This is a genomic window from Tenacibaculum ovolyticum DSM 18103, assembly GCF_000430545.1.
GTDB classification, from domain to species: Bacteria; Bacteroidota; Bacteroidia; order Flavobacteriales; family Flavobacteriaceae; genus Polaribacter; species Polaribacter ovolyticus.
Genome location: NZ_KE387165.1, coordinates 36154 through 54432 on the forward strand (window position 1 = coordinate 36154; position 18279 = coordinate 54432).

Below are 18279 nucleotides of genomic sequence, written 5' to 3' on the forward strand. Positions count from 1 at the left end.
AAAAGAGACTACATTTTAAAATGTAATTATGACACTTACACAACAATTAAAAGAATTAGCCGATAATAGTGAAAAAAGGCATCCTGGTGAGCCTCAAATCATCATGAAAGCTGCTATTACCGAACTAGAAAAAACAAATATATTAGCCGAGGTTATAAAAACAGGTGATACATTTCCTGATTTTTCTTTACCTAATGCAACTGGTGAATTAACCGCTCTTAATACACTTCTTAAAAAAGGGAAAATAGTACTTACTTTTTACAGAGGCGGTTGGTGCCCATATTGTAATTTAGCTTTAAAAGCATTGCAAAACGCACTTCCTGAAATTAATGACAAAGGAGCTACGCTTATTGCAATTACGCCAGAAACGCCTGATAATTCTCTTAATTCAAAAGAAAAAAATAATTTAGAGTTTGAAATCTTAACAGATAGCAATAATGATTTAGCAAGGTCTTTAGGTTTACTATATAAATTACCAGAAAACTTAACAACTCTTTATAATAGCTTTGGAATTAACCTTCTTAAAAGTCAAGGAAATAATGAGAACGAATTGCCTATTGCTGCAACTTATATTATTGATACAGATAAAAAAATAACGTACGATTATATTGTTGAAGATTATAAATTAAGAGCCGATCCTTTAGCTATTATCGCTGCTCTTTAAAATATTTTAATAATGTATAAACACTTAAATAAACTTTCTGAGCAACTTTTACTTCATGTAAAACTAGATAAAAACGTCTCAGAAATTCGTTTAGAGTTAGCCTGTTTCGATTTTAAAAAATTAAATAATTCGCTTATTAATGATACTCAAAAAAAAGCATTTTGGATTAACATCTACAATGCTTTTTATCAAATATTAAGAGAAAAAGAGAAAGTTAACAAACAAATTATCTACAAGAAAAAGCTATTTACAATTGCTGGTACAATGTTTAGTTTAGATGATGTAGAACACGGAATATTAAGAAGGTATCGTTATAAATATTCATTGGGTTTTATTGCTAATTTATTTCCTCCTAAAATAATTAAAAAACTTGCCGTCTCTAAAATTGATTATCGTATTCACTTTGCATTAAATTGTGGTGCAAAAAGTTGTCCGCCAATTGCCTTTTACACTCCTTTAAATCTTGAAGAAGAATTAAACTTAGCTACTCAATCTTTTTTAGAAAGTGAAACCGATTTTTATCCTGATAAAAAAGAAATACATACAACAGCTCTTTTTAAATGGTTTTTAGCCGATTTCGGAGACATAAAAGGAATTAAAAATATATTTAAAACGCAACTAGGTAAAGATATTTCTGATTATAAAATAAAGTACAAAGAATATTCTTGGGAAGAAGATTTAGCGAACTTTAAAGATGAAATTTAAATACCATCGCTACCAAATTCTTCTTTTCTAAGTCAAATTACCGAAGCTTTATTTAAAATTACGTAAACAATATAGAAGGCAATGCCCTCACATCCATTTGTGAGTTTTTTTGTTTGCAAAATTTTCTATTTATAGAATATTTGTAGCTTTAAATATTTAACAAAAAACTATTCAATTTTAATGTGAATTCGACAGAAGAAAAAGGTGTCAGTTCGAGTGAAATTCTGGAAGAATTTATACCAATTCGGATATAAAATGATTGTAAATAAATACGTTTTAATTTTCGCTAGTTTAAGACATAAAATTGAAACATAGCCTTAGCTATATTTCAATTTTATAACGAAGAAATAGTAGAAAAGTAAATGTATTTTACCGATTATATTATGTCCGAATTGATATTAGTATCGAGAACAACCTTTTTCCTTTTTAAATTATACTTCTCGATACTATTTTCTATCAAAAATCACTCGAAGTGACAATTTAAAAATCAAAAATTTTCATGTCGAGCTCATATAATTTTAGGGAATGATGATAAAAGTCATTTTTCTAAAAAATTAGTAGTCGTAAATTAGTATAAACAAAAATCAAAAGATCAATTATGAAATTAAGTACAACAGAAGGACAGTTAAAAATTGTAATGGATAAACCTGCTTTTAACAAGTTTTCTTTAGAAGAGGCTGGTTTAAAAGAAAGTTCGTACACTGTTGAAGGTGGTAATTTACGTTTAAAAATAGAGTTAGGCTATATACAAGATTATCGTTTTTATAAAATGCCAATAATCGAATTAGAGTACGAAAAGAACATCAAAGAAAGTGGATGGATTATTGAATTTAATGGTGAGAATATTTTAGAAGCTAAAGATCATTCTGGTTCTAAAACTGTTTTATTATTAAACCGTAACAAAATGAGTAAATTAATTAATCGTCATGAAAATAATTTAATTATTCATGGTGATTTTTCTGAGGAAGTAAACATTAAAAATTCGAGTAGTTTTAACTTCTTAGAAGAACAAGGACACTAATTTAATTACCCCCAACCCAATAAATTGTGTAAGTTTTAAATTCTCAGGTAACATTTACCTGAGAATTTTTGGTTATAAATACAATAGGTTTAAATACATGTTTCAATAACAAAACTATCTAACATAAAAAAACCGTTTTATAGCTTATAAAAAAGTACTACATTTATTATTCAAAAATTCTACATAGATCTCTAATATGCCAGAATAATAAGGTAAGAAGAATATATATAAACAAGTTAAGAAACATTTAAAAATGACGAATAAACAGTGTAATTCCAATGGATTAGTTGGAGGTATTTATAACTATGGTACAAGGAACCCAAAAATTCATCGGATTTTAAGTATGTTAATTGACCATATAATAATGTGTCTTATAGTTGTGCCATTGGCAATTTTAATATTTGTTTTTGTGTTAAATTTTGAAGATAATTTGAATAAAGAATTTGGAATAGCCTTAATTTTCATTCCATTCTTTATTTACCTAAACAAAGATTTTTTCAATGCCAAAAGTCCTGCGAAACGGATTTTAGGATATCAAGTAATCGACCGAAAAACAAATAGTCCAGCCAATGAATTACAATGCTTCATACGGAATTTGACAATCTGTATTGCTTGGCCATTAGAAGTGGTTATTAGTTTATTAAGTCCTAAAAGACGAATCGGAGACTTTTTTGCTAATACAAAAGTAATCGCATCTGAAAAAGAAAAATTAAAATCGATTTGGACAGATTTAAAAAGTACAACATTGAAACTGAATTTTATCGGAATTTTAGTAATTGGTGGATTTTACTTTTATGGATTAAGTTTAATGTGGCCAAATATGAATTAAAAAAAACGATTTACCTACAAAGTATAAAATTAATTACTGGTTTTAACCTGTTTACAAAATTTTTCACGGATTTTATTACTTAAACACCATTGACCATACACAAACACGTTCTACACAATTTGAAAAAACTAACAATCATATCTATTTTAATTCTACTATTTAGTTGTAAACAGAAAGCTAAAAAAGTAACATCTGAATTTACCGAACAAGATGCGTATGAAATAATTAACGACCACTTTATCGAACAACTAAAAAAATATGAAGGAGACTCAATAATATTTTGGAATAATAGACAGTTGAAAAAACCCAAATTTAAACATACATTTATAGAATCTGATAAAGTTTTAAATTTCCCTGAAAACCCAGATTTTTATCCGATTTTCATTTCTGAATATTGGAAAACAGCCAAAATAAAAAACATAACAGTAGTGGAATGGGATGAATACAATACCTTCTTTAAAAAAAATGATTCTATAGATTTAAAAGCATTATGGAATATAAAATTTAATGGAAAACATGTTCATAATGTTTCCTATCCTATTTATAACCCTGAAACGAAAACTGCAGTTATTAGAGATTATGATTATCGACCATTTCTAATTTGTGGGACTGGATTAGATAACTTGTATCATTATGAGAAAACAGAAAATGGATGGATTATTTTGAAATAAAAAACTATGTACAACAAAGAACTGAGGTAAAAATAAAAACGAGCTCTTCATTAGTTTTACTCAATATTACGCTAAGCTCAAATTAATATCCTTCTCTATTTTTAGCTGTTTTTTTTTAGAACACTATTTTATTCTCTACTGAAATCTCTGAGCCTTCCATTAAAAATACGGAGGTTGGTTTCTGATTTTCTAACTCTTCAAAGCACTTTCCATAAGTTGCTAAAAAATCTATAGCAACTTTATAATCTTCCACCAAATACTGTTTCCATTTTGGGTGTTTCACTTCATACTCTGTTGTTATATTTTTATTTTTAGCATAGCCCCAATAATGTTCTGCAATAAATTCAGCTTCTGAATTCTCTTCAACTCCACACAAAATATTTGAAACCTCAACAGAAATTTCATTCCACTTCTTAGCTTTTTTCCATTGGTAAGAAACCTTTAATTTTTCATCAGACTCTTCCCATACATGTTTCATTGGTAAGGTTTCATAATTTTCATTATAAATGGTATTTGCAACAAATGTAATTGCCGATTTTGGTACGATTTCTTTAATAAACACCACACCTCTTTTGTATTCATTATTAACTTTCCTTTTTACATAAAACCGAAGGTTTACTTCTTCAAAGTTTCTATGAAACGGAATCTTCATTCCTAATATTTTAGTATCTAAAAACATAAAACCAATAACACTAACATAGCATTTATCATTAAAAAAATCGAGTTCAGTACCATTCGGCACATACTTTTGTAATATTTCTGGATTTACTTCGTAATTAATCATTACTAACTTTCGCCACTCTGCATTTAAAAAACTCATATTTTTTTAATTTAAATATATTATAAAAAAAACCGTACTTAAATACCCCCAAAACAGTGTAAACAAAACATGCATTATTGTTTCAAATATTTTCCCTTTCCATAACATCGGAGAATATACAAAGAATTGAAAAACGAGCCTCACAAACCAAAAAAGAGATAAACCAAAGGCTATTTTTCTGCCTAAGTTTGTTTCAATAATTTCTTTTGTTGATGTAAAACATAAAACACCTATTAAAAAAACAACAAAAGCTATAAAAAAGGTATGAACCTTCATCATTTGTTGATTAATTAAACTCAATGTACTTAACTCCTCTTTCCAATTAAAATATTTTGAAAATCCGATATGCAAAAAGGCTAGTAGAGTTAATAATACTCCTATTATTTTTAAATGAATATACATAGATATTTTTTATGGATTGCAACTAAAAACAGACATAAATGGCGTAAGTTTAACCTCTGAAACAGAATTAAAACCTGCTTTTTTGAATACTCTTTTCCATACTTTTCGAGAAAAAAAATGTGTAAATCCTATTGAAAATGCTAAGAAATTTGGAAAATCTCGTAAATGTTCTACCATTATTATTTTCCCTTCTGGTTTACAAATTCTGTAACACTCTTTTAAAAACTGAACTTTCTCAGATTCTTTCCTTATTTCATGAGCTGCTGACAACAAAAAAACAACATCTACAGATGCATTTTCTAATGGAATATAACTTGTCTTAATTTCTTGTGTGTTTGGATATTCCGTTGTTACCTTTCTAGCTCTTACAATAGCTGCTTCGGTATGTTCTTTTACATTGTAAAAATCAAAAACTTTTAAGCTTGCATTTGGAAATTTACGTTTAATAATAAAACTTGTTTCATCAAATCCTGCATTTATATTTACCATACTTTCAGGCTTAATTTTTATAATACTATCCAACCAAGACAATGTATAATACTTTGAAAAATCATACACATACATCGAGACTATTAATGGCATTATAAACCCATAAAGAAATAGTAATAGCCCCCCCAAGAACAAACCATTTGGCCATTTTAATAAAAACTGACTGCCAATTAATACTGCTAGAACGATTAAACCGACAATATAGAAGTGCCTATTAAAGCTTAAAATATTTAAAACTCCTTGAAATTTTCTTCTCGCTACTTCCATAACTCTACGACTCCTTTTTTCCAGTAATACGGTACGTTCTCTATTTTAAAAGCATTGGCTAGCACACTTTTTTCTAGTTTTAAATCATCTAAAAAAGAAATATCATACGCTGTTATATTTACAGGTTTTGGTTTCCAGTTCTTCCGTACTCCTTCAATAATTAAGACTTCTTTTGATTTTTCATTATACGTAAACGTAAAGGGTAACGGGCCTGCAAACCTTCTTGCTTCTTTCCAACTATCAAAAGGTGATAATTTAGGTAAATCAATAGCGCCTATAGTTTCTTTCGTTACGATCTTAAATTTAGATTTTTTTGAATATATTTCTGTAACAACTTCTTTTTTAATTTGATTAATATCTGTAGTTGTATAATTATAATGTGTGAATATATTCCCCATAAAAGCCATCTTTTTTTTATTTGTTTCTGACTTTAAAATATACAACCCTCGTAATTTTTTTCCTTTTGCATTCGTATAGCGAACGAAAACACGGTAGCCTATTAGAAAGAAATCATTTCCTAAAAACTTAGGAAACCCTTTTGGTCTTAAGTTTTTTGTTTGCACTGTTGCCATTGCTATAAACGCCCATTTATCTTTAAATAAATCCAACTCTAAACATTCTGGTATTAACTCTGCTAATTCTTCTTTTGGTACAGCAAAAGTTAAAACAAGTGAACTTTCAAAAAAAGCCTCTACTCCAAATAAATGATTCTTAAGAAACGACATCTTTATTTATTTTTTTAATTAATACAAATTCATTGTAATACACCAATACAACAAACAAGCAGGCATAAACAATATTGAATTTACCCCAAAGTAATATATCTGAAGCAAAGAAGAATTCTATAACATTCATTACAAGAACTATTGTTATTTGAAAAATAGCATTTAATCTAGATTTAAATTGGCTTAAAATCCAAACCACCATTACTAGTTCTGATAATCCTATTAATAGGGTTAATTCACTAGCATATTCACCACCTAAAATTCTTGAAACAATTTGTTGATGCCTTGGTTCAAAATTTAAAATCTTGCAGAAAAGTCCATTTATTAGCCAAATAGCACTAATAAAATAAGTTACTAAACTATTGATTACTTTTAAACTCATGTAAGTATTTCTTTCCATTTGTCTGTTTCTGCAAATTCTTTTATGGTATCATTTCTAAGAATTAGAAAGTTGGTCATATACCTTTTCAAAAACAATAGGTCTGCTAATTTACCCAACATTCCTAATGGAGAAACATACTGTAAAACATCCACCAAAGTTGTTATATTATCTTCATATGAAAAATAGTGTTCATGCCTAAAACTTTTAAAAGCACCTGAAAGCATTATGTCTGCAAAATAATCTGGTGAATCACAACCTATTACTTTTGATGTGAAATTCTGATATATACCCAAATGCTTCGCTCTCCAAGTAACCGTTTCATTTAACGCTATTAATCCTTCCGTTTTCCCTGAAATTGCTTTTTCATTTGTTTTTTTAGTAGAAATTTTATGTAAATCTATACTTCTAGAAAGGTCAAAAACTAATTTTTGAGCTGCTTTTACTTTGGTGAATAATACAATTGTAGGCATAGTTTTTCTTTTTAGGTGATCATTATTTTTTACACGAACTACTTACTCTTTTATTGTTTCAGTTTCTCCTTGCCTACTTGCTTTTCTTCCTTTTAAGAAAAAGAGAATGAAACAGATCATTACAACTCCTAAATAGATTGAAAAACCACCTATTTTACTACTTAAGGTTTCAACTAGATCTTTATAATCTACCAATCCATAGATTTTGATAATTCTTAACGCAAAACCAATATTTAATAAATAAAAACCAATTTTAAAAAGCTTATTGGTTGCCATAGCTATTTCAACTTTTTGATGAAATATATCTAACATAAAAATTTTACTATTTTTAAAAAGATGTTGAGATACAAGTGTTGTTAATCCAATACTAATTGGTAAATAAATTAAATACGCGATTAATTCTAATGATGTGTTCATAATTTTATTTTTAATTGTTTTTATTATAATTCTCTAGTCATTTTACCTAGGTTTATTTTTTCTGCTTTGGTAAACTTTACTTCACGTACCATCGGCATATCTCCCCATAAATATTTATTTCCTTTTAATATTTTGGTTGATTTTACTCTTCGTTGCATAGCGCGTAGTTCATTACTTGTAGCTATTCTTTTTACACCTAACTCACCATACAATTTCACAGCTGGATATTCAGAAAAAACACCTTTAAACAAACTTTTAAGCCAAAGCCATTTACTTGAATTCACTGCTAGTATGCAAACACTTTTATTTTCTTTAGCATTTTCACCTAGTTTCGTTGCAAATTTTTCAAAATAAAAACCTGTTTGATTTTTATTTAAAAACAAAGAACCTATTGGTGTAACTGTTGGTTCATTATGTACGTTTACTGAAGCTATAGAAACGTGCATATTTACTCCGAAACTTTTTTTAAAGTGTACTTTAATTTTTTGCCAATCTTTTTCTAAACTTAACTTCATACTGTTTTGTTTTTAAATTGTTTATGAATTAGATATACTGTATAAATATTTAGCATGTGTAACAAAGCTATAATCAATAAAATGTAACTCAATCGACTACTTATTTCTAGAATCATTGCTACTGTACTAGTAATTTCTTTTAATGAATGTAAACTCCAAACAGCTAAACCTATATTCAATAAATAATATGCAATTCTTAGTAGTTTGTTAATACCATTTCCAAAAGCTATTCTATCTGGAAAATAATTTAAAATATATACCTGTCCGTTTTTATAGCACATATTTCCTACCCAAATAACGATAGCACTTGATAATAAAATATAAATAACATAAGTGAGTTGATTCATATTTCTTTTTTTAAAGTTTCTAAAATATATGTCCAAAAGATTGATAACAATACTGGTATAACACACATTGTTATCCAAATAAATCCTTCATTTATAGAGTTTTTATAAAAATAATCTACAACATACAGTGAAATAAAATAGATTATTACCATACTAAAATAACCTAGAATTAGCCTGCAGTATTTCATATCTATAAACCTCAAATAAAAAAGAGTCATTAAAAATGAAAACACTTGATAAATACCAATAAAAAAAGCTAAAACAGCTGCTAATGAGAAATATTCTTTTTCTACGATTCCAATTAATAGTAATACTAAAAACGGAATTATTAAAATTCTATTAATCCACGTCATAATTGAGATATTTATTTTCATAGTTTCAGAAATTATTGAAAGTTTATTTTCAAATTTTTTTACTTTTTTATCATTTTTGTAAAGCTTGATAATAACCAGTGTTCATCAGCCTTTATCGTTTTATCAAGAATATTATTTACAGTAGTTGTTACGGTAGATAGGTCTTTCATTACCTTTTTAAAAGCTTCTACATCTTCCGATTCTTCTTCAACATCCGTTTGTAATTCTTCTAAAACTTTTAAAACAGGTTCAATCTCACGCTTCTTTCGCTCTTTGGTAACTTGCTTAAATAACTCCCAAATATCTTTATCTGCTACAAAAAACTCTTTACGTTCTCCCATTACAAATTCCTTGCTTACAATTCCCCAATCAATCAATGCCCTTACATTCATATTTACATTTCCTCTCGAAATTTGTAAAGTTTCCATAATATCATCTGCCGATAAAGGTTTTGTAGACACTAATAATAGTGCATGAACTTGCGCCATTGTTTTATTTATACCCCAGCTAGTTGCTAAACTTCCCCAGGTATGTATGTACTTTAATTTTGCAGCTTCTAAATTCATACAGCAAATATATAACATTTTATTAAACTTTCAATAATTATTGAAAATAAAATAATTTATTTTTTTACGCTATCTTGTAATACTTTTAATTCTATGAATACTAATCAATAAAAAACAATTTTGAGTAACGACTTTTACACAACATCTATAATGCCGCATGCAGGGCTTATAATTAAAATTTGTAGAGCATATACAGATTCTCAAGAGGATTTTGAAGATTTTTATCAAGAGGCATGTTTGCAAATTTGGAAAAGTAAGGATGCTTTTAAAGAAAAATCGAAGTGGAGTACTTGGATATACAGAATTACCCTAAATGTTTGCCTAACATTAAATAAGAAAAACAAACGAAGAGGTACTAATGTAGAAATACTTCATGAAGAGTCTGAAAAAAACACCGCTTTTAAGGATGAGAATTTGAATTTACTGTATGACGCTATAAAAAAATTGTCAGAGACAGACAGAGCGGTTATTTTATTGCATTTAGAAGAAAATCCGCACAAAGAAATTGCTGCAATTATTGGTACCAGCCCAAATAACATTGCAGTTCGTATTAACAGAATTAAAAAACAATTAAAAATTATACTAGATGGAAAAATCAATTGAAAAAATATGGAACGAAGCATTTATTAACGAACAGGCCTTAATTGCTCCAAAAATAAATGGATTATACAATCAAAAATCAAAATCGGTTATCAATAAAATAAGAAGAACCTATGAGATAGATAACAAAGGGTTATTACCTATGGCAGGAATTGTTCTTATTGGCGGTATTCTTTTATCAGAGCCTATTATTGGAGCTTACGGAACTTTTTTAATTTTATGTTTATATTATTTTAATAGCAAACTACTAAGTCAATTTGATAGTATTGATGTAGGATCAGATAATTTAACCTATTTAAAAAATTATAAGAGCATTATAAACTCAATAATGAGGGCAACAAAAAAGTTATTTATGTTTGCAATTCCTTTAGCTGTATTATCAATTTTTACACTAGCCTATACTGTTAAAGAAAAAAGCTTCTTTTCTAATTTCATATCAAGTGATACTACAATTTTTGAAGTTTTAGGTATTGGTTTAATCGTTGCTATTATAGTTTTTTTTATTGGAATAATCGTTTATAAAATATCTACTAAAATTTTATACGGTACATTAATTTCGAAATTAGATACTATTATTAAAGAGATGGAAGAATTAAGTTACTAAAACGTATAACTGCTATTTAAGTTCTGATTTTTTTGTTTTCCACAACTTATTTTTTCATAATAAATAATAAAACTACGGCATAAATTTTATTACTTTTTTTACTTAAAACATTGTGTATTAAAGTGTTTTGTTTGATATTTAACATAATTAATGTATAACCCCCGTAAAACTTAATTATTTATTATGAAAAAATTAGCTACAATAGCTTTATGCTTATCTTTTAGTCTCTTTTCATTTTCTCAAGACCTAAGTAAAAGAGTAACAATCAAAAGCCCATCTCAACAAATTCAACAACTTTTAGTAAAAAACGGAATCGATCTCAGATGTGGTAGCACTCACAAAGAAAATAGTATTCAGTTAGAACTATCTACATCTGAATTAAATATTTTAAAAAAAGAAAAGATTCCCTATTCCATCGATATTGAAAATTTAACCAGCTTTTACCAAAAAAGGATCTCAGAAAACTTACCAAAAGCAGTTCGTAATCTTCAGTTAAGAAAGAGTAGAAAATTAGCTAATAAAACTGCTGTTTCAAATACTATAATAAATAGTAGTTTACAATATAATGGCTGTAGTGAAATAGACTGGCAAGTGCCTACTAATTTTAACTTAGGTTCTATGGGTGGTTGTTTAACTGTTAGTGAAACAATTGCTGAACTTGATGAAATGAGAACAAAGTTCCCTAATTTAATTTCAGCTAAAGCTGATGCTTCTCCTACAAATCAAAAAACACATGGAAACCAACAAGGAACAACCACATGGAATGGTCAAACAGTTTACTATGTTAAAATAACGGGAAACCAGAGCTTACCAGAAGGCTCTAAACCTCAAGTATTATACACTTCAATGATTCACTCTAGAGAGGTTAGCAGTTTAATGAGTAACATCTACTTTATGTGGTATTTATTAGAAAATTACGCTACCGATACTGCTATAAAAAATTTAGTAGATAACAACGAATTGTATTTTATTCCAATAGTAAATCCTGATGGCTTACGCTGGAACGAACATGTAGCACCTAATGGTGGAGGTATGCAACGTAAAAACTTAAAACCAAATACTGGCGGTACAGGTAATACCGCTGTTAATAGAGGTGTAGATTTAAATAGAAATTTTGACTATTTCTGGGGTACTGCTGGTAGTGGATCTTCTGGAACTCCAACTAGTGAATCTTACAGAGGGCCTAGTGCTTTTTCAGAACCAGAGTCTCAGATTTTAAGAGATTTTGTTTTAAATAGAAATATTAAAACATGTTTAATGAATCATTCATATGCAAATGGAATTCCTCATCCGTATGGAGGAAATCCTACATTTACATCTGGTAGAGAAGATGAAATGCACAAATGGCATGAAGACATGACTAAATATAATAGATATGTTTCTGGTGCTACCATATTTTCTGCCGCTAATGGTGTTGCCGACGATTGGATGGTAGGCGGTAATACAGATACTAATGGTTCTGCTGGTTCTGGTAAAAACATTCTTGCAACGACTCCTGAACATGGTGATTCTGGTTTTTGGCCAAATCCAACAGAAATAGTACCTATTGCAAAAAGAGCCGTACGTATTTATTTAATGAGTGCTTATCAAGCAGGTAAATATGCAAAATTGCATGATTTAACACAAAGTAACATTACCTCTCTTACAGCTAATTTAACTTTTGGTATAGAACGAATTAGTCAAACTTCTAGTGACTTTACAGTTACTATAACTCCTATTTCTACAAATATTAGCAGTATAATCGCTCCTACTCCAATAACTGGAATTAATATTCTAACACAACAAAATGTAACAGGAAGTTTAGTCTTAAACAACAATATAACTGCTAATGAAAAAATAGAATATAATGTTAAGCTATCTAATGACGAGGGAATCTTTTATGATGCTAACTTCGAAAAATATTATAATCCTACAGTTTTATTAAGTGATTCTCCTGATACTGATGGACTTTCTAACTGGAATAATAATAATGGTTGGGTAAGTAGTACAACAGATGCTTTTTCTGGCAACACAGCATTAAGAAGTAATAGTACTAGTCCCTACCCTAACAATAGTACTAAAACACTAACTTCTAAAAATTCATATGATCTCTCAACCTCTAGCAAAGTGCTTATTCAATTTTATACAAAGTGGGATATCGAAAGGAATTTTGATTTTGTAGAAATACAAGCAGCCACTAATGGAACTAACTGGCAAGCTTTATGTGGTAATTATAACAAACCAAACGCTACTTCTTCTACTAATAGCGCTCATTCTCAAAAAAACGGTACTAGCAAAGCTTTTCAAAGCACAAATAGTTCAGGTAGGGTATATGATGGTGACCAAATGAATAAATGGGTTATGGAAGAAATAGTAATAGATGCTAACAATAATAGCTTTTTATTAAACGCAACGAATGCTTCCTTTAGATTTAGATTCAAGTCTGACGCAAATAATAAAAAAGAAAGTTATTCAACCACTTATGATGGTTATTTTATAGATGATTTCAAAATTATAAGCATTAGTGTACCCTGTGAAGTTAGCATACCAAATAGTATAACAACAAGTAATATTACGAGTAATACTGCAAAAATAAACTGGAGTAATGTTCCTTCTGCTAATTACGATTTAAGATATCGTAAAACAGGTACTTCTAACTGGTCTGTTGTTACAGACATAGTAGGTGCTACAAATACCATAACAAACTTATCTCCTAGTACCGAATATGAAGTACAAGTTCGATCAAAATGCGATACCAATAACACCTCAGCATATTCAGCATCGGTAAATTTAACAACTACAGCTATAAATTATTGTACCTCTAAAGGAGCTAATGTTAACGTTGAATATATTCAAAAAGTAGTTTTAGGAACAATCAATAACACCTCTACAGGAGGTAATGGTTATTCTGATCATACATCAATTTCTACGAATTTAACAAAAGGTGAAACTAATACAATTACAATTACTCCAAAATGGACAGGAACTGCTTATGATGAAGGTTATGGTGTTTGGATTGATTATAATAAAGATGGAGACTTCTCTGATGCTAACGAAACTGTTTGGACAAAAGCAAAATCTAAAACAACTCCAGTTAGCGGAACGTTTACTGTACCAACTTCTGCTATAGAAGGGCCTACAAGAATGCGTGTTATTTTAAAATACAATGCTACACCAGTAGCCTGTGAAGCATCCTTTTCTTATGGTGAAGTAGAAGATTATACAGTAACTATTATTAGTGCCGCACCAGATACACAAGCACCAACTGCTCCAAGTAGTTTAGCTTCATCTAATATAACAGAAACAAGTTTAACCTTAAATTGGGTAGCTTCCACTGATAATGTAGCTGTAACATCGTATGAAATATATAACGGTAGTACAAAAATAGGCACTACGACTAATGCAACCACCTATAATGCAACAGGGTTAACAGCAGCAACAGCATATACCTTTTTAATAAAAGCAAAAGATGCAGCAGGAAACATATCACTAGCAAGTAATACTCTAAATGTAACTACAAATGCTCCAGATACACAAGCACCAACAGCTCCAATAGATGTAATTGCTTCTAATATTACACAAACTACAGCGACATTAAATTGGACAGCTTCAACAGATAACGTAGCTGTAACAGCCTATGAAGTTTTTAATGGAGCTACAAGTATAGCAATCGTTAGCGGGACTTCGGCTAACATTACTGGGTTAATAGCAAATACATCGTATACCTATACCGTAAAAGCAAAAGATGCGGCAGGGAATGTATCAATACCTAGCAGCAATGTAACATTTACTACTTTAAATGCAGTAATTAACTATTGCGCATCAAAAGGAAATAGAGTAACCTACGAATGGATTGATTATGTTTCTTTTGGAGGAATGACCAATACAACTGCAGCAAATGGAGGTTATGGAGATTTCACCTCTAAAATTGCTACGGTAACAAAAGGAAGTACTACTCAACTAGTGGTTAGTGCAGGTTTTAATAATTCAGCTTATTCAGAGTTTTTTACTGTATGGATTGATTATAATCAAAACGGGACTTTTGAAATAAATGAAAAGGTAATGTCTAATTCTTCAAACAGTGCTACAAATAGATCTTCAAACGTAACCATTCCAACAACTGCACTTTTGGGCGCAACAAAAATGCGTGTATCTATGAAATATAATTCAGCATCGACAGCCTGTGAAACTTTTGCTGATGGAGAAGTTGAAGACTACACTGTAAATATTACTGATAATATTAGTAGACAAACAAATATTTTAACCTCGTCAGACTCTCATTATATTATATATCCAAACCCAGCGGCATCGTTCATAACGATAAAAAATTTAGATTTAAAAAGAACCACTTTCAAAATTACAAATGCAATTGGTCAATTAGTAAAATCTGGTCGTCTTATTAATGATAATTTTATCGATATCTTATCATTAAAAAAGGGTGTATATCTGATAGAAATAAATGATGGAGGAAAAAAAACAATAAAAAAGTTCATTAAAAATTAAATACCCAGTATTATACCCTCATCTTATATGATGAGGGTATAATTATTTAGTTCTTGTTCTTTTTTTTAATTTAAAAATACGATCACTGTAATAAGCTACTAATTCATTTACAAATAACATTGGTTGTGTATAAGATGTTAAAACGGTATAGGTATGTGACGATACTAAGTTTTCTAACTGATATTCTAACGTTGTTATTTCGTTTTTTAAATAGGCATTGGTATCAATACTATTCTTTTGTTTTGAGCTATTTTTTAGTACAATTGATGTATTTCCACTAAAAATGTGTGCATGATACGCCTGTAATTCTTCTAAAGTACCTGTTTTATATATTTCTATAAGTTTAGTAGTAATATCTGTCGCTAGTTCTTGTTCATTTTCTTTTAAAGAAAACTTATCAGGATGTACATGAAACATAGCCTCTTTGTATAATCGCTTTTTTTCTTGTTGATTAGAAGCATCAGAAAGTGACGCACTTTTATCAATTACTTTTAAACCTGTTGAAGCAACATAATTTTTTCCTTTCTTTTTCTGCGCTAAACGTTTTTCTTTTTTAGCTTTCTTTTGATTTTTATATAAAGTAGTTAACTCTCTCTCTTCAACTAATAAATCTGAAATAGCATTTCTTAAAGATTGTTCAAACGGAAATAATCTATTTTCTATTTGACTAATTTCATTCTTTAAATAAACTATTCTTTCTTTTAAATCTAAAAAGTCTACATCTGTTTTATTGGTAGGAGATTCACTTTTTTTCATTGAACAATCTTATCTTTTCTTTTGTAAAATAGTAAGTCCTATTCTTATTTGCTCATACGGAACTTTTTCTCCTAAAAACTCAAAATAAGGTTTTAAAGTAGGTTCGTTTTTTAATACTTTTTTTGCGTTTGCTATTAATTTAATCGTGTTAGCATCAATAAACTCATCTAAACTCACGTCTTTTCCTTCTAAATATAATTTAGATAGATGAGAAAAAATTGTTTGTGCTTTTAAATTACGTTTATCAGCAATATCATCTATTGAAAAACCTTCTTTATATAAAGCATAGGTTTCTAAAGTTGTGTCTTTTTTACCTTTCTTTTTTTCTTTTACAAAGGTTTTAATCTCTTCCATAAACTCACCTCCATAAACTTCTAACTTTCGTTTTCCTACTCCGCTTATTGCCATAAATGCGGAATCTGTTTGTGGTCGTTCGTTTTCTAATTCACGTAAAGTCGCATCACTAAAAACTAAATATGCTGCAATATCTTCTTCTTGTGCTATACGGTAACGTAATTTTCGTAAACGTTCGAATAATGTATCCTTTACAGCTTTCTTTGCTACCTTTCTTCCTTTGGCATTCGTTACCTTTTCTTCCTTCTTAAGTTCAACTGGTATTGTTAATTGAACTTTTTCGCCATCAAAAAGTACTTTTTTAGAAAAATCAGTTAATTGCAATGTGTTATTTAAATGGAATGCGATTTGACAAAATCCCTGATTTATTAACTGAATAATATAGTGCTGCCAATCTTTCCACGAAATATCTGCTCCAATTCCGTAGGTTTTTAAAGTTTGATAATTTTTATCTAAAACACCCGCATTTTTGGCTCCTCTTAATACATCAACCACTGTACCCATTGCTTCTTTTTCTCGTAATCGGTAAATGGTAGAAAGTGCTTTTTGTGCTATAATTGTTCCATCAAAAAACTGCACTGGATTTTTACATACATCGCAATTACCACAATCGTTTTCTATTAATTCACCAAAATAACTTAGCAGAACTTTTCGTCTACATGCAGTTGCTTCAGCAAACTGCTTCATACGATCTAACTTTGCTTCTTGTACTTCTTTATTGCTTGTATTTGCAATAAATTGACGCAATTGAATTACATCGGCATAACTATGAAACAACAATGCTTTTGCCGCTAAACCATCACGCCCTGCCCTACCTATTTCTTGATAATAGCCTTCAATATTTTTGGGCATATTGTAATGAATTACCCAACGTACATTCGATTTATCGATTCCCATACCAAATGCAACAGTTGCACAGATAATTTGAACCTCATCTTTAATAAAATCTTCTTGGTTTTTAGCGCGTTCTTCAAAAGTTAAACCAGCATGATATGCCTTTGCATTTATATTTTGCTGCTTTAACTTCCCTGCCAATTGCTCAGTTGCCTTTCTACTTAAACAATATACAATACCAGCTTCATTTGGTTTTTTATTAATAAATTTAATGATTTGCTGCACCCTATCATTTGCAGGTCGTACTTCTAAACTTATGTTTTCTCTATTAAAAGAACTTACATATTTTGTTGCATGAGGTACCGCTAATTGTTCTAAGATATCTTCTTGAGTTGCTTTGTCTGCTGTTGCGGTTAATGCAACAATAGGAACATCAGGTAGTGTTCTTTTTAAAAATGATAATTGCTTATATGACGGTCTAAAATCATGCCCCCAAGCAGAAATACAATGTGCTTCATCAATAGCAATACAGCTTATATATGTTTGGTTTAATATATTCTGAAGCAATGCTAAACTTTCAGGAGCAACATATACTAGTTTAACTGTTTTATTTACAATACCATCAAAAACTTGTTGTTGTTCTTCTGGTGATTGACTACTATTATAGTAAGTTGCAGCGATTCCGTTTGCCTTTAAACTATCAACTTGATCTTTCATTAAGGCTATTAATGGAGAAATAACTAATGTTATTCCTTCAAAAAACAATGCTGGTAATTGAAAACATATCGATTTCCCTCCACCTGTTGGCATTATTACTAACGTATCTTTTTTTGCTAAAACATTTTCAATGATTTTTTGTTGCTCTAATCGAAAGCTATCATATCCAAAATTTTCTTTTAACTTCTCTAATAAATCGTTCGCTGTTATCTGCATCATACCTGCAAAAATAATCATAAAAAAAGCATAGAAAATAATTTCTATGCTTCATTTTATTTTTAATAAAACT

21 protein-coding genes are annotated in these 18279 nt (G+C 29.3%); 8 read left to right on the forward strand and 13 right to left on the reverse strand.

The features are described 5' to 3' along the window. The first annotated feature begins 28 nt into the window (after positions 1 to 28). From H518_RS0116495 to H518_RS0116515, 5 genes are all read left to right on the forward strand, one after another. Positions 29 to 664: a peroxiredoxin-like family protein gene (locus H518_RS0116495; protein WP_028890093.1), complete on the forward strand. Its 636-nt coding sequence runs from the start codon at positions 29 to 31 to the stop codon at positions 662 to 664. 12 nt (positions 665 to 676) lie between these two features. Then, positions 677 to 1369 (forward strand): DUF547 domain-containing protein, encoded by a 693-nt coding sequence (locus H518_RS20105; RefSeq protein ID WP_051263822.1) that lies wholly within the window; start codon positions 677 to 679, stop codon positions 1367 to 1369. Positions 1370 to 1967: 598 nt separating this feature from the next. Beyond that, on the forward strand, positions 1968 to 2390 hold the full coding sequence (locus H518_RS0116505) for a hypothetical protein (RefSeq protein WP_028890094.1): 423 nt from the start codon (positions 1968 to 1970) through the stop codon (positions 2388 to 2390). Positions 2391 to 2643: 253 nt separating this feature from the next. Continuing rightward, positions 2644 to 3219: an RDD family protein gene (locus tag H518_RS0116510; protein ID WP_028890095.1), complete on the forward strand. Its 576-nt coding sequence runs from the start codon at positions 2644 to 2646 to the stop codon at positions 3217 to 3219. A 119-nt stretch (positions 3220 to 3338) separates the two neighbouring features. Beyond that, positions 3339 to 3890 (forward strand): hypothetical protein, encoded by a 552-nt coding sequence (locus H518_RS0116515; protein ID WP_155995257.1) that lies wholly within the window; start codon positions 3339 to 3341, stop codon positions 3888 to 3890. A gap of 115 nt (positions 3891 to 4005) precedes the next feature. Here the strand turns inward: H518_RS0116515 and H518_RS0116520 are convergent, their stop codons facing one another. From H518_RS0116520 to H518_RS0116570, 11 genes are read right to left on the reverse strand one after another with little or no spacing between them, the layout of a single operon-like run. Next, a complete protein-coding gene (locus H518_RS0116520; RefSeq protein ID WP_028890097.1) occupies positions 4006 to 4710 on the reverse strand; it encodes a YqjF family protein in 705 nt (234 codons plus the stop codon). A 6-nt stretch (positions 4711 to 4716) separates the two neighbouring features. Then, positions 4717 to 5112 carry a hypothetical protein gene (locus tag H518_RS0116525; RefSeq protein WP_028890098.1) on the reverse strand — a complete coding sequence of 132 codons (396 nt, stop codon included), beginning with the start codon at positions 5110 to 5112 and terminating at the stop codon, positions 4717 to 4719. 9 nt (positions 5113 to 5121) lie between these two features. Next, complete coding sequence (locus tag H518_RS0116530; RefSeq protein WP_028890099.1) at positions 5122 to 5868, reverse strand: class I SAM-dependent methyltransferase; 747 nt, start codon at positions 5866 to 5868, stop codon at positions 5122 to 5124. Further along, entirely contained in the window at positions 5859 to 6593 is a 735-nt protein-coding gene (locus H518_RS0116535) for a DUF2071 domain-containing protein (RefSeq protein ID WP_028890100.1), read from the reverse strand. Before H518_RS0116535 ends, H518_RS0116530 begins: the two co-directional genes overlap by 10 nt. Next, a complete protein-coding gene (locus H518_RS0116540) occupies positions 6580 to 6975 on the reverse strand; it encodes a DoxX-like family protein (RefSeq protein WP_028890101.1) in 396 nt (131 codons plus the stop codon). The genes H518_RS0116535 and H518_RS0116540 overlap by 14 nt, the downstream gene beginning before the upstream one ends. Then, positions 6972 to 7445, reverse strand: a complete 474-nt coding sequence (locus H518_RS0116545; protein ID WP_028890102.1) for an SRPBCC family protein — start codon at positions 7443 to 7445, stop codon at positions 6972 to 6974. Before H518_RS0116545 ends, H518_RS0116540 begins: the two co-directional genes overlap by 4 nt. 42 nt (positions 7446 to 7487) lie before the next feature. Continuing rightward, positions 7488 to 7862, reverse strand: a complete 375-nt coding sequence (locus H518_RS0116550) for a hypothetical protein (RefSeq protein ID WP_028890103.1) — start codon at positions 7860 to 7862, stop codon at positions 7488 to 7490. Positions 7863 to 7885: 23 nt separating this feature from the next. After that, the gene (locus tag H518_RS20110) at positions 7886 to 8377 is read right to left on the reverse strand and encodes a hypothetical protein (RefSeq protein WP_051263823.1); all 492 of its coding nucleotides are present in this window, start codon (positions 8375 to 8377) and stop codon (positions 7886 to 7888) included. After that, positions 8374 to 8724, reverse strand: coding sequence for a hypothetical protein (locus H518_RS20115; protein ID WP_051263824.1), 351 nt, complete (start codon positions 8722 to 8724; stop codon positions 8374 to 8376). The genes H518_RS20110 and H518_RS20115 overlap by 4 nt, the downstream gene beginning before the upstream one ends. After that, complete coding sequence (locus tag H518_RS0116565; protein ID WP_028890104.1) at positions 8721 to 9098, reverse strand: hypothetical protein; 378 nt, start codon at positions 9096 to 9098, stop codon at positions 8721 to 8723. Before H518_RS0116565 ends, H518_RS20115 begins: the two co-directional genes overlap by 4 nt. A 38-nt stretch (positions 9099 to 9136) precedes the next feature. Further along, positions 9137 to 9643 carry a GbsR/MarR family transcriptional regulator gene (locus tag H518_RS0116570; protein ID WP_028890105.1) on the reverse strand — a complete coding sequence of 169 codons (507 nt, stop codon included), beginning with the start codon at positions 9641 to 9643 and terminating at the stop codon, positions 9137 to 9139. A 120-nt stretch (positions 9644 to 9763) separates the two neighbouring features. Between H518_RS0116570 and H518_RS0116575 the strand changes: the two genes are divergently transcribed. From H518_RS0116575 to H518_RS20650, 3 genes are all read left to right on the forward strand, one after another. After that, positions 9764 to 10246 (forward strand): RNA polymerase sigma factor, encoded by a 483-nt coding sequence (locus tag H518_RS0116575; RefSeq protein WP_028890106.1) that lies wholly within the window; start codon positions 9764 to 9766, stop codon positions 10244 to 10246. Then, complete coding sequence (locus tag H518_RS0116580; RefSeq protein WP_028890107.1) at positions 10230 to 10847, forward strand: hypothetical protein; 618 nt, start codon at positions 10230 to 10232, stop codon at positions 10845 to 10847. The genes H518_RS0116575 and H518_RS0116580 overlap by 17 nt, the downstream gene beginning before the upstream one ends. A gap of 183 nt (positions 10848 to 11030) precedes the next feature. Next, a complete protein-coding gene (locus H518_RS20650; RefSeq protein ID WP_051263825.1) occupies positions 11031 to 15329 on the forward strand; it encodes a M14 family zinc carboxypeptidase in 4299 nt (1432 codons plus the stop codon). 42 nt (positions 15330 to 15371) lie between these two features. Here H518_RS20650 and H518_RS0116590 read toward each other — a convergent pair whose 3' ends face one another. Both H518_RS0116590 and recQ read right to left on the reverse strand, forming a co-directional pair. Further along, positions 15372 to 16085 (reverse strand): hypothetical protein, encoded by a 714-nt coding sequence (locus H518_RS0116590; protein ID WP_028890108.1) that lies wholly within the window; start codon positions 16083 to 16085, stop codon positions 15372 to 15374. 9 nt (positions 16086 to 16094) lie between these two features. Continuing rightward, a complete protein-coding gene (gene recQ, locus H518_RS0116595; RefSeq protein WP_231891920.1) occupies positions 16095 to 18227 on the reverse strand; it encodes a DNA helicase RecQ in 2133 nt (710 codons plus the stop codon). Between the last annotated feature and the right edge of the window lie 52 nt (positions 18228 to 18279).

What these genes read in the sequence shown, in the direction of transcription:
- H518_RS20115 (WP_051263824.1), bottom strand. Translation starts at nt 8,724, where the DNA reads ATGAATCAACTCACTTATGTTATTTATATTTTATTATCAAGTGCTATC.
- H518_RS0116540 (WP_028890101.1), bottom strand. Translation starts at nt 6,975, where the DNA reads ATGAGTTTAAAAGTAATCAATAGTTTAGTAACTTATTTTATTAGTGCT.
- H518_RS0116580 (WP_028890107.1), top strand. Translation starts at nt 10,230, where the DNA reads ATGGAAAAATCAATTGAAAAAATATGGAACGAAGCATTTATTAACGAA.
- H518_RS20650 (WP_051263825.1), top strand. Translation starts at nt 11,031, where the DNA reads ATGAAAAAATTAGCTACAATAGCTTTATGCTTATCTTTTAGTCTCTTT.
- H518_RS0116505 (WP_028890094.1), top strand. Translation starts at nt 1,968, where the DNA reads ATGAAATTAAGTACAACAGAAGGACAGTTAAAAATTGTAATGGATAAA.
- H518_RS20105 (WP_051263822.1), top strand. Translation starts at nt 677, where the DNA reads ATGTATAAACACTTAAATAAACTTTCTGAGCAACTTTTACTTCATGTA.
- H518_RS0116510 (WP_028890095.1), top strand. Translation starts at nt 2,644, where the DNA reads ATGACGAATAAACAGTGTAATTCCAATGGATTAGTTGGAGGTATTTAT.
- H518_RS0116570 (WP_028890105.1), bottom strand. Translation starts at nt 9,643, where the DNA reads ATGAATTTAGAAGCTGCAAAATTAAAGTACATACATACCTGGGGAAGT.
- H518_RS0116590 (WP_028890108.1), bottom strand. Translation starts at nt 16,085, where the DNA reads ATGAAAAAAAGTGAATCTCCTACCAATAAAACAGATGTAGACTTTTTA.
- H518_RS0116530 (WP_028890099.1), bottom strand. Translation starts at nt 5,868, where the DNA reads ATGGAAGTAGCGAGAAGAAAATTTCAAGGAGTTTTAAATATTTTAAGC.
- H518_RS0116535 (WP_028890100.1), bottom strand. Translation starts at nt 6,593, where the DNA reads ATGTCGTTTCTTAAGAATCATTTATTTGGAGTAGAGGCTTTTTTTGAA.
- H518_RS0116565 (WP_028890104.1), bottom strand. Translation starts at nt 9,098, where the DNA reads ATGAAAATAAATATCTCAATTATGACGTGGATTAATAGAATTTTAATA.
- H518_RS0116495 (WP_028890093.1), top strand. Translation starts at nt 29, where the DNA reads ATGACACTTACACAACAATTAAAAGAATTAGCCGATAATAGTGAAAAA.
- H518_RS0116550 (WP_028890103.1), bottom strand. Translation starts at nt 7,862, where the DNA reads ATGAACACATCATTAGAATTAATCGCGTATTTAATTTATTTACCAATT.
- recQ (WP_231891920.1), bottom strand. Translation starts at nt 18,227, where the DNA reads ATGATTATTTTTGCAGGTATGATGCAGATAACAGCGAACGATTTATTA.
- H518_RS0116545 (WP_028890102.1), bottom strand. Translation starts at nt 7,445, where the DNA reads ATGCCTACAATTGTATTATTCACCAAAGTAAAAGCAGCTCAAAAATTA.
- H518_RS0116520 (WP_028890097.1), bottom strand. Translation starts at nt 4,710, where the DNA reads ATGAGTTTTTTAAATGCAGAGTGGCGAAAGTTAGTAATGATTAATTAC.
- H518_RS0116525 (WP_028890098.1), bottom strand. Translation starts at nt 5,112, where the DNA reads ATGTATATTCATTTAAAAATAATAGGAGTATTATTAACTCTACTAGCC.
- H518_RS20110 (WP_051263823.1), bottom strand. Translation starts at nt 8,377, where the DNA reads ATGAAGTTAAGTTTAGAAAAAGATTGGCAAAAAATTAAAGTACACTTT.